Annotated in this window: 10 protein-coding genes; 8 read left to right on the forward strand and 2 right to left on the reverse strand. The window is 42.6% G+C overall.

Translation table 11 applies throughout. From position 1 onward, the window contains the following. The first annotated feature begins 7 nt into the window (after positions 1-7). From BMX44_RS04555 to BMX44_RS04585, 7 genes are read left to right on the forward strand one after another with little or no spacing between them, the layout of a single operon-like run. Positions 8-409: a hypothetical protein gene (locus BMX44_RS04555; RefSeq protein WP_090628604.1), complete on the forward strand. Its 402-nt coding sequence runs from the start codon at positions 8-10 to the stop codon at positions 407-409. Then, positions 406-600 (forward strand): MerR family transcriptional regulator, encoded by a 195-nt coding sequence (locus BMX44_RS04560; RefSeq protein WP_090628608.1) that lies wholly within the window; start codon positions 406-408, stop codon positions 598-600. The genes BMX44_RS04555 and BMX44_RS04560 overlap by 4 nt, the downstream gene beginning before the upstream one ends. Further along, complete coding sequence (locus BMX44_RS04565; RefSeq protein WP_090628610.1) at positions 576-1661, forward strand: tyrosine-type recombinase/integrase; 1086 nt, start codon at positions 576-578, stop codon at positions 1659-1661. Before BMX44_RS04560 ends, BMX44_RS04565 begins: the two co-directional genes overlap by 25 nt. A gap of 60 nt (positions 1662-1721) precedes the next feature. Next, positions 1722-2009 (forward strand): type II toxin-antitoxin system HigB family toxin, encoded by a 288-nt coding sequence (locus BMX44_RS04570; RefSeq protein ID WP_245738832.1) that lies wholly within the window; start codon positions 1722-1724, stop codon positions 2007-2009. A gap of 14 nt (positions 2010-2023) precedes the next feature. Then, positions 2024-2398: a helix-turn-helix domain-containing protein gene (locus BMX44_RS04575; RefSeq protein ID WP_090628617.1), complete on the forward strand. Its 375-nt coding sequence runs from the start codon at positions 2024-2026 to the stop codon at positions 2396-2398. Positions 2399-2406: 8 nt separating this feature from the next. Further along, positions 2407-2529 (forward strand): type II toxin-antitoxin system RelE/ParE family toxin, encoded by a 123-nt coding sequence (locus BMX44_RS17525; protein WP_218143920.1) that lies wholly within the window; start codon positions 2407-2409, stop codon positions 2527-2529. After that, positions 2529-2771: a HigA family addiction module antitoxin gene (locus BMX44_RS04585; RefSeq protein ID WP_177167668.1), complete on the forward strand. Its 243-nt coding sequence runs from the start codon at positions 2529-2531 to the stop codon at positions 2769-2771. Before BMX44_RS17525 ends, BMX44_RS04585 begins: the two co-directional genes overlap by 1 nt. 71 nt (positions 2772-2842) lie before the next feature. On the opposite strand, the gene BMX44_RS04590 is transcribed toward BMX44_RS04585, so the two are convergent. After that, on the reverse strand, positions 2843-3781 hold the full coding sequence (locus tag BMX44_RS04590) for an STM4504/CBY_0614 family protein (protein ID WP_090628623.1): 939 nt from the start codon (positions 3779-3781) through the stop codon (positions 2843-2845). Positions 3782-4252: 471 nt separating this feature from the next. Then, positions 4253-4690: a GNAT family N-acetyltransferase gene (locus tag BMX44_RS04595; protein ID WP_177167669.1), complete on the reverse strand. Its 438-nt coding sequence runs from the start codon at positions 4688-4690 to the stop codon at positions 4253-4255. A 345-nt stretch (positions 4691-5035) separates the two neighbouring features. Here BMX44_RS04595 and BMX44_RS04600 point away from each other — a divergent pair, with 345 nt between their 5' ends. Beyond that, positions 5036-6262, forward strand: a complete 1227-nt coding sequence (locus BMX44_RS04600; protein ID WP_090628629.1) for an RtcB family protein — start codon at positions 5036-5038, stop codon at positions 6260-6262. The last annotated feature ends 122 nt before the right edge of the window (positions 6263-6384 follow it).

Below are 6384 nucleotides of genomic sequence, written 5' to 3' on the forward strand. Positions count from 1 at the left end.
ATTTACTATGACAGACAATCCTAAAAAATTATTGGTTCTGGATGAAGAATCCGAACAAATCATATTACAGCAAATGCGCGAGTTCAGAGGTATTGGCACCACTTTGGAAAGTGCTTTGGGTGCATTGATTCTGGGCCAGTATTTCGGCTGGCGCGTTTTGAAGTTGCTTCACAACCCGGCCACTTACCGACGCTATGAAAAGGCCCTCGGCATTGAGTTCAAGAACGTATGCCCTGAAATCACTGAAATGGGTAAGAAAAAAAGCATCGGTTACGCAATAACCGAAAAACTCGGCAGCTTCTGGGCCGTTGTGATGGGTAAACGCAAAGTCCCCGAAAAAGGCATGATTGCCAACAAAGACGAAGTTAATCAGGCGGTAGACAAAATTGGTCAGGAGGAAAAGAAATGACTCACTCCGAACATATCAAAGTAACTGTAAAAAAATTTGCAGAACTGACCGGTTTAACTGAAAACGCCATTCGACAATATATGAAGAAAGGACAATGGAAATATAAAATTCATTGGTATAAAGCGCCAAACGGTCGCATCTTCATCAACACAAAAGCTGCTTACGCATGGATCGAGGGCACCGGGGCATAACCATTCGTGGCAATAGCGCCCAAATCGCTTTCACCTATCAGGGTGTACGATGTCGCGAAACTATCCCTATGCCGCCGACCAAAGCCGCACAAAAGGAACTGGTTCTCAAGCGGCAAATGATTTTATACGAAATCAGCACCGGAACTTTCGACTATTGCAAACACTTTCCCAACAGCAAAAAAGCAAAAGAATTCCGAAAAACCCGGCCAGACCAATACACCATCGGAGAGGCCCTGAAAAACTGGTTACAGCGTAACCAATCCAGATGCCAGCCTAGTACGATCCGCGATTATTCCAGCGCCATTTATCATCACCTCATTCCAGTCTTTGGCGAACTGGCAATTTCAGAACTGACCGCAATCAAGGTCAAAACCTTTCTCGCGGATGTGGACCTTTCCAACAAAAGAAAAAGCAATATACTGATTCCGCTTCGTCGGGTATTCGATGAACTCTACCATGACGAGATTATCGATAAAAACCCGCTTGAACGGGTAAAAAACCTCCCAGTCAGCACAAGAGAGCCGGAGCCGTTCAATACCGATGAAATTTCCAGAATCCTGCGGCAACTCAAAGGACAGGAAAAAAACCTGATTCAGTTTGCCTTTTATTCCGGCCTCAGAACTTCCGAACTGATCGCCCTGCGCTGGCAGGATGTTGATTTTAACAAGAATTGTGTTTTCGTCCGAACAGCTAAAGTTCGCGGCCATTTGAAATGTACCAAAACCAAATCAGGAAAACGGGACGTTACCCTGCAACCGCAGGCCAGAGACGCCCTGCTCAACCAGCAGGTATTGACTGGCGAACAAAACGATATTGTTTTTCATGACTCGCGCACAAACCAGCCATGGAAAGACGATCAGGCCATCCGCAAAATCATCTGGACACCCGCATTAAAAAGAGCAGGCATCAAATACCGTAATCCGTACCAGACCCGCCACACTTTCGCTTCCATGCTGCTTTCAAGAGGTGAAAACCCTATGTTCGTTGCTCAGCAAATGGGACATAAGGATTGGAGCATGATTATTAAAGTTTACGGGCGGTGGATTCCTCAACCAAAATAGTTGCAATAGTTGCCAAAGTCCCATAATGGGACTATCATTTCATAGATGAGAGTCATTGCATTGTCGACCTTGAAAGCATTCTGGGAGAATGACCCATCTTTCACCGATGCAATTCAACCCACGCTAGCATGGTACAGGCATGTATTAAAGGCTGACTGGAAATCACCCGCAGAAGTTAAAGCAGATTTCAGAAATGCCAGCATTCTCAAAGATGGCAGAGCCGTTTTTAACATAGCAGGCAATAAATACCGGATTATCGTATGGATAAACTATGCTTATGGTGTCGTGTATATCCGTTTTATAGGCACACATGCCCAGTATGACCAGATTGACGCACAAACTATTTAATACAGGTACTAATCGTGGAAATAAAACCGATCAAAACTGACGCCGACTACCGCGCAGCACTTCAAGAAGTGGAATCATTGATGTCAGCCGAACCGAATACGCCCGAAGGTGAAAAACTGGATATCCTGGTAACGCTGATCGAAGCCTATGAACGCAAACACTTTTTGCTTGAATTACCTGATCCTGTTGAAGCCATAAAATTTGAAATGGAACAGAAAGGTCTAACCGTCAAAGACCTTGAACCGATGATCGGAAAAAGCAACCGCGTTTATGAAGTATTAAACCGTAAACGGTCACTGACGCTTCCAATGATCAGGAAATTGCATCAGGAGTTGGGTATTCCTGCTGAATCTCTGATAAAGCAACCTGTTGAAACGCACCCGGCATAAACAGCTTAGTGTACGAGCTAAAAGGCAAACTGAAAGGACACTGGGCTATTGATGTAAGCAAAAACTGGCGTATCGTTTTCCATTTCAAAGACGGTGATGCATATGTTGTCAATTATGAGGATTATCACTAATGACTATTCAACAATATAACCCACCACACCCAGGTGTGCTGATTAAAAGAACTTATATTGATCCGTTCGATGATATTTCTGGTAATCAAATCGCCAAACGCCTGGGTGTAGCCGTTAGCACTTTTAATCGTATGATCAACGGTGTTTCAGATATTTCTCCAGAAATGGCTATCAGGCTCTCCAAAGTACTAGGACGATCACCTGAAAGCTGGCTATTAATGCAAGATCATTATGATCTATAGGAAGCGCGGCAAACCGTTAACACTGACGGTCTCGAGCCTATTTTGTTTTAAAGTTACCGAATACAATAACTTTATTTAATTTTTTTCTCTGCTAAAATCAAAAATAGTAGGGTTGATGCAGTCATATGAAGCATGTATGCAACAAGATAATCTGGCACCACTGTTGGCGTTGTTCCTTGGCCATGACCGCTTAATTTATTTCTTCCTGTAGGGATCCCACTTTCTAACGTGCTACGCAATGAGGCGAATTGCTGCTGCCAAAATTTGGGAATCAAATTGTTTGTAAAACAAACCTGTATTAAGTCTTTAGCTGTTGCGTTCGGTGAATAGGACCAATTCTGCTTATCACAGATAGCTCTCATGGTGCTTTCAAATGACTTTAAACAATCATTAAGAGCTTCTTTGTGTCTACCGTGACGGTAATGTTCATAAGCACTGAGAAATTCTTGTTGTGGGCCATTGTATTTTTTATCATTTAGTAACCTCAATGCAGGTTTAACGGCTTCAACATGGATTAATTCTGAATCCACCCTAACAATTTCATTTTCAATAAATTGAAATCCAATCCCATGCTCTTTAAATCTACAGTTTAGCTCCTCAATTGCATTATTTGCTATTTCTAAAAAATTTGGTCGATATAAATATTCATAGTTTCTTGTATATGTATTTATAACATTAAAGCTAAGCTCAACAATATCCAACTGTTTTTCTATGTCACTTTCTTGTAGAAAAGAATCTATAAGTTCGTTCTGATACATCCCATCTGCATATTTATTAGCAGCAGGTAGTTGAAATAAACCATATTCACGACAAAGAGAATCTACTATAAGCTGATATGCTGATCTAACCTTATTATTATTGCGAAATTCAGAATGATTTCCTAATGTATCTTCCCATATATGACAAATTTGTACACGAAGACCCCGCGGCAAGTCTTCATATGTATAAACATCTGGAATTTCACCTCGCAGCTCTTTTTGTCTTTTCGAAAACAAATTAATTATTGCCATCTATAAAAACTCATTATCTATACAGAATAACTTTAATTGCATTTTCGTTGATAAAAAATTTTAAAGAATATCTCAAAAATTGTTACTATGTGTGTGTACGTAGTTTTTTTGGATTCAAATTCACAAAAAGTGATTATAGAATATATCAAATTGACACTAAAATGACATAGGCAAATATTAAATGACTGATTTATTGAGAATTAACTCGGGTTCGATTCCCGCCTTTGTAGTTTCATTTATTGTCCAATAGCAGCGAAAAGAGAATTTCTCAAGAGACCCGATTGCAGGGTTATGAACTATGACAAATCAATCGGGCTTGCAAAACCACTCGGAAAGAATAGACACGCCTTTAAAATCATGACTACCAATATGCAGGACTTTGCTATTGTGGGAAGCGCAACGCAAGCAGAAACAGCAAAACTAAACGCAAGACACTATGATTGTACCCTTTCAATCCAAACAATTTGACGATTAAGCCGGCAAAATTTTTTGCATACACTGGTGTTTGATTACACCATACAACGTTGGTGCCTCACCGAAAATTTTAAAATCATGCTTCAAGTAAAATGCCGTGGCTGAATTCCTGGCGTTCAACACTATTCGCGTGGCTCTTTGTGTTCTGGCATGGCGTTCCAGTTCCAAAAGAAGCATTTTACCAATACCTTGGTCGCGAAAGTTTTTTTCAACTGCCATATACCGTATCTGCCATTTTTCCACCGAAGCAGGATGAATACGCCCTACTCCAATGGTTCTATCGGTTGCAGTTTTGACCATCACATGATATGCAATTTGCTCCAGCTCATCACGTTCGCTACCTTTTGGCTGCCGCCAAGGTGCCCGCAACACGCGCCATCGCAAGTCGTAATAGGCACTCCAGTCTTGTTCAGATTGTGGCAAAGTAATATACATGATTCGCCAAGCATACATGATCATCATCAACAGCAAATAAATTGACTTGCATACCCGGCGAAAGCTTGCGATCCTAAATTACCGATTACTACATTATTCAAAATAATCATCGCCAATCTAAACTAAAATAATGGTTAATTTTATAAAATTATTACGGTAGCAATCATTTTAATTTTGGGATATCTATATTTTATTCGTCAAAACAAATTGTTGTCTTCATTCTGGCACAGTAATTGCACATAAAAACAGCAACAGGGTGTCCCTGATTAACTGGAACAGATAGTCCGGCAATCAGTCACAGGGAATGGAAACTGCTACTCGGTTCAAAGTGTAGAAGGAGACAGAATGAATACAACATACGAAGTCATTGCCGAACAAAATCGCGCAGTGGTCAAATCTTGGACACGTGGCGTAACATTTGACGATAACGCCCGCGAGCAGGTGCGAAATCTCGCAAGCATGCCTTTCATCCATAAACATATCGCGATTATGCCTGACGTGCATTTGGGTAAAGGCGCGACCATAGGCAGCGTCATCCCGTCAATAGGTGCAATTATTCCTGCAGCTGTCGGAGTGGATCTGGGCTGCGGAATGATGGCTGTCAAAACAAATCTCGATGCAAACGACTTGCCGGATTCATTGACACATCTGCGCCATGAAATAGAAAAAAATGTGCCACACGGACGATCAGCGAATATAAAGCGTGGACGGGACAAAGGCAGCTGGGGCAATCTGCCTGACGATGTTATGCAGGCCTGGTTGCCGTTGAGCGACGATTTTGACCATTTGTGCGCGAAGCACCCTGTGTTGAAGAACACCAATAACATACAGCACCTGGGGACGCTCGGGACCGGAAATCATTTTATCGAATTATGCCTGGATGAATCAGATAGTGTCTGGGTGATGCTACATAGCGGATCGCGCGGTGTCGGCAATCGTATCGGTTCCGAGTTTATTGCCAAAGCTAAAAAAGACATGGAACGGTGGTTTGTTCATTTACCGGACAAAGATCTGGCCTATATTCCCGAAGGGAGCGAGCATTTTGACGATTATATCGCTGCAGTTTCCTGGGCGCAGAGTTTCGCCCGGATAAACCGCCATGTGATGATGAACCGTACACTGACTGCTTTACAAAAAATCATAGATAAACCCTTCTCTGCGGAACAGGAAGCGGTTAATTGCCACCATAACTATATCAACCGCGAGCACCATTTCGGAAGCGATGTATGGGTAACGCGCAAGGGCGCGGTTTCTGCCAGACTGGGCGAGATGGGAATCATTCCCGGCAGCATGGGAGCAAAGTCGTTTATCGTGCGTGGTCTTGGTAATGCCGAAAGTTTTTGCAGCTGCAGTCACGGCGCCGGCCGGGTGATGTCGCGTGAAGAAGCCAAGCGCCGCGTAACGATGGAAGAACATCTGACTGCGACTGAGGGCGTTGAATGCCGCAAGGACAAAAGTGTAATTGATGAAACACCGGCTGCATACAAAGACATCGACAAAGTGATGGCGGCGCAATCTGACCTGGTTGAAATTGTGCACACCTTAAAACAGGTTGTTTGTGTAAAAGGATAAACAGACATTGACGTGCCGGAATCAAGTGGGAGCTATGATTATTTCTGGTGTATGACAAGGGAAGAGAAAGCGGTGTAACCTGTTGGTATAGATCTCGGCAGATCAACCAATAAAAAGAGGAA

Origin of the sequence: Nitrosomonas marina, assembly GCF_900110145.1 — a bacterium.
Lineage (GTDB): Bacteria > Pseudomonadota > Gammaproteobacteria > Burkholderiales > Nitrosomonadaceae > Nitrosomonas > Nitrosomonas marina.